The organism is Alicyclobacillus acidiphilus NBRC 100859, assembly GCF_001544355.1.
Classification (GTDB): domain Bacteria; phylum Bacillota; class Bacilli; order Alicyclobacillales; family Alicyclobacillaceae; genus Alicyclobacillus; species Alicyclobacillus acidiphilus.
The window spans coordinates 1-4,477 of sequence record NZ_BCQI01000114.1; the positions used below are offsets into that span (position 1 = coordinate 1).

General features: G+C 47.0%; 4 protein-coding genes. All 4 read left to right on the forward strand.

The genetic code is table 11. The features are described 5' to 3' along the window. The coding region (locus AAC01S_RS18075) for an IS3 family transposase (protein WP_157071285.1) at positions 1–859 on the forward strand (859 nt) is incomplete at its 5' end. Between the two features lie 547 nt (positions 860–1,406). Then, the gene (locus AAC01S_RS18085) at positions 1,407–2,393 is read left to right on the forward strand and encodes an ATP-binding cassette domain-containing protein (RefSeq protein ID WP_067625797.1); all 987 of its coding nucleotides are present in this window, start codon (positions 1,407–1,409) and stop codon (positions 2,391–2,393) included. Continuing rightward, a complete protein-coding gene (locus AAC01S_RS18090) occupies positions 2,347–3,129 on the forward strand; it encodes an ABC-2 family transporter protein (protein ID WP_067625800.1) in 783 nt (260 codons plus the stop codon). Before AAC01S_RS18085 ends, AAC01S_RS18090 begins: the two co-directional genes overlap by 47 nt. Further along, positions 3,110–3,928 (forward strand): hypothetical protein, encoded by an 819-nt coding sequence (locus AAC01S_RS18095; RefSeq protein ID WP_067625803.1) that lies wholly within the window; start codon positions 3,110–3,112, stop codon positions 3,926–3,928. Before AAC01S_RS18090 ends, AAC01S_RS18095 begins: the two co-directional genes overlap by 20 nt. Positions 3,929–4,477 lie beyond the last annotated feature (549 nt).

Here is a 4,477-nt window from a genome sequence, read left to right on the forward strand (position 1 = left end):
TTTCTTGGTTGCTCAGCTCGTCAAGGAAGGGTTTCGGGTCCCAGTGATTGCGAAAGCATTGGAGCTGAATCGAACTTATTGTTATAGCTTGTTAAAGGAGCCTGTGAAGAAGGCGAACAAAGCGGTTATCGAGAAAGACGCCCTATTGAAACAGCGGATTCGCCATCTATGCGAGAGATTCCCACGATATGGATACCGTAGAATCAAGGTCATGTTGCGTCGTCAATACAGCATGCAGGTAAACCACAAACGAGTACACCGGCTCATGCGAGAAATGGGATTGTTGGTGAAATCCCCACAGCGAGAAGCTTCCCGAAAGAAGCGGTCTGGAAAGATTCCGGTGAGTCAGTCAAACGAACACTTCCAGTGCGATATGACAAAGATTTGGTGTGGTAAGGATGGGTGGGGATATCTATTCGCGGTCATCGATGCGTACGACCGTGAAATTGTGGGGTATTCGTTTTCGCGCTATTGCCGGACAGAGGAATTGCTGCAGGCTGTGGATAACACATTCAACTACCGATCCCCGAGCGGGGTGCAAGGCGCAAACTTGACGCTCAGAACGGACAACGGATGCCAAATGACAAGTCGACGATTCGTACAAGCCATGAAGGACTGCCAGGTGAAACATGAACGGATAGGTTATCACAATCCGGACGCAGATGGCTATATCGAACGTTTCTTCCGTTCGTTGAAGGAGGAAGAAGTTTGGATGCAGGAATACGACAACTTCGCGGAAGCCAAGATCGCAATCAAAACGTATATTGAGTTCTACAACAAAGAGCGCCCGCACTCAGCGTTGGGCTATCGTACACCGCAGGAATTCAGAAAATGGAAGGAATCCAAAGAGGCAGCGTAGACCTGATAATTATCAGAATAGAATGGCGTTATCTCAAAAAATTATGCACATCTGTCTTGACAGAACGGGGTTCAATACGATCGTGATTGACGAGTCGTTCCCAGAAGTTGAAACTTTTATCGATACCGCAACATCGCTTGGGGTCGACGAACTTGAATTCAAGACGAACCACTTCTGGACCCATGACCGGAAAGTCGCTGTCTACAACAAGATTTGCGAGATCATCCAAAGGAAATCTGAATCTACGACACTCAAACTTGACGTTGAAAAGCCCAAGTCCCGAAATTCGGAGGTAGAGAGAACCGGAGACTGGCCATTGTTTTCCTTGAATGCGGTCATTGAGGCAAATGGAGACCTCTATCCTTGCTGCCACACCTCTTCTCGCCCAGAGTGAAATCTCGGAAACACGCTTAGCATGGTGAACGCCGTAAGGAGCGATTACAAGATGTGCAGAATTTGACAGATTCGTGTCCGACGTGCTTAGATTCTCCGTACAACCAAGCCATGTGGCGGATTATCCAAAAGATCAAGTGAAGGTGGACGAACGATGGAGTCCCTTATTGTCGTAGACGAACTGACTCGGGTTGCTCGCCAAAGAGGCCTATCCATATTCAAGCGCCCTGAAAAGAAAATCCTTCTCAACAACGTTTCGTTGGAAGTCACCGCTAATGGATGGTTCATCATTCTCGGCAAAAATGGTAGTGGAAAATCTACTCTTTTGAAATGTCTCTCCGGAATCTTGAACCCCACATCGGGAACTGTAAAGGTTTTCGGGCTGAACCCTTGGAAAAACAGGATTCAGGTCACTCGGCGTATGGGGATTTTGTTTGGACAAAAGTCCATGCTCTTCCCGGATCTACGAGTAGTCGATTCTCTACGCTTGTATCAAAAGGTATATGGGGTTTGCGAAGAGCAGTTTACGGAGATGGTGAACTTTGCCGACCAATTTCTCTCCACGAATAGACTGCTAGAAAAGCATGTGCGACGGATGTCTTTTGGGGAGCGGATGCGTTGCGAGTTGCTTTCCGTAATTCTTCACAAACCTCAGCTTTTGATTCTTGACGAACCTTTTGTAGGGTTGGATCCAATTGCGCAGCAAGGTCTCTTTGAGTTCTTGAATACCTATCAACAATCCTATAAAGCAACGATAGTGATGACCACACACCAGTTCCTGCAATCGCTTGAAGGGGCTGAACAGGTGCTGGTTCTGGACTCAGGTCATATCCGGTACAACGGTGTGATGACAGACCTGTTTATGGGATATGCCAATCGCAAAGAGATCAAAGTACAATTTTCAGCAAGTCTGCCAAGTGTCATGACGATGCCAGGGGTAACCACGATAAAGGCCGAAGGTAATCGTTATGTTTTCGACGTAAATACGTCAATCACGAGTACCAAAAAGTTCCTTGATCAGCTCAGCTCACAACATGATGTGCTCGACTTGGAAGTAGCTGCGATATCCGTAGAGAGGATGGTGGAAGAACTCTATGCCAATCCATATGATTCAGTTGGTCAGGCAAGGCATACTTCTTAATATCCTGCGGATTCGCCTGTATTCCCTATCATTTCTCTTCGAAATCTTAGGAAACGTTGCGTTCGTCACTGTGACATTGCTATTCTGGCAAGCGATCTACGCTTCGTTTCCGTCGTCTATCCATTGGACAAAGCCACAGATGTACCTATTTATCGGGTACGTCGAGCTCTTTATTGCTTTGAAGAACGGTATTTTCCCTGTTACCGGAAAGCTATGGAGATTCGTGTTTTCAGGACAAATTGATACGTATTTCACCCGACCCGTGCATCCAGCAATATTGTTTATCGTGAACAATTTTCATCTCGAGTATCTGGCAGCCCCGCTTCCAACCATTGCATTTTTGTTTTTGAAGTCGTCATCAGCCTGGACGGTTGCCGGACTGGCCGGCGGTATTTTAATCGTTTTAGCAGCAGTGTTCATCACTGCGCTATTGGAGCTGACGGCAAGCGGGCTTGCGTTTTGGTTCGGAAACATTAGCGCAATAGACGAAATCGTTGATTCCTTTCTGCAAATGAACAAATATCCGCTAACATTGCTGGGTTACGGGTGGCAGGCAGTGTTCAGCATCGCACTACCATTTATGTTCAACGCTACCGTTCCATCTCAATTGGCGACAGGGATGCACATCTCGTGGATAAGTATTTATGGCGGAATCTTCACCTTGGTATTCTGGCCTGTTCTTGTGTATTCAGTGTGGAAAGGGGGGCGTCGTCGATATGAAGGATATGGTGGTTGACTACTTCAGGCGTGGACGACTTGCTACGACTGGCTACTACAAAATCCTCCGGCAGCAGAGAAATGCTTATGGTATGAATATTTTCATGAAATTCGTTGGATTTCCCGTACGCATCTTCCTTCCGCTATTACTGTGGGTTATCGTCTCCCACACTTCTTCAGGTGATCAAGGATTCAAATACTATGCGTCATATTATGTCGGCGTGTTTGTGATCACTCTCATGTATCCCTACACTAGGGTGGCGACAGCAACCGTGAGCACTGAGATCTTGAATGGGGACCTGATTCGCTACATGGCGAGGGGGATTCCTTATTGGTCTGTGCGTTTTGCAGACTGGGCAGCTTCTGTATTGTGGTATCTAGGGACAGTCGGCATTGCATTTGTGGTGTTTGCAGAGATTTTCATGAGAAACTTTTCAATTGAGCGAGTGGTCGGCTTTTTCGTGTCACTCTTCATCGGGTCACTCATCCAATTAGTGCTATGGGTCATGATTGGCATGAGTGCCTTTGTTCTTGAACAAGTTCGTGGTGTAGCACGTTTGTATATGGTTTTACAAGATTTGTTTACCGGTGCGTTGATTCCACTTACACTACTGCCGAATGCATTGGGTGTCATTTTCGAATGGCTCCCATTCAAATACTTCGTGTTTGTTCCACTCCAAACGATGCTTGGCCAGTACACTACGATACAGGTGATTGACAACGCCGCTTTCGGATTATGCTGGCTTGCCGGCCTACTGGTGGTCTGCGGATTGATTTGGAGACAGGGTGTGAAGCATTTCATTGCCACACAGGCTTAATCATATGTGACTCCGAGCGACGCTGCACATTGTAATTTACCTGTTTTTAATCGCCCTAAAATTCCCACTTTCGTCATGGTGACTTACCCCGAAAAATCGTCATCAACTGGTAATTGACCGGGCACTTGACACGGAGCCTCTACGGGTACGGATTAGCCAAAGTGCCGCCACCACAAGGGTTTTGGCAGCCAACCAGGCCGCCCGCCTCTCCGTATAAAGTGCCCTGCCCCTTCTGGAAATGGTGTAGACATAATATCGATGATGAAAGCAGGTATTTTTACTTGACGACAAACAAAGAGCAAGTGTGTGTGGTGGTCGCTATGTTAGAGTCTCAAGTAGTGGTGTAAATTACACGGCTGGATCTTGACGAAAAAGCCATCGAGTGCAATCTACTAAAAGTGACGAGCAAATAGTAGAGGAGGCACATCGATGGCTTCTACAGACAAGATCGCACTTTTGGAGTTAATTCGCAAGATCGGATTGGATGATGGGGATGTGGATTTCCTGAAGGAGGGGTTGAGAGTCCTCACCCAAGCAGTGATGGAGGCT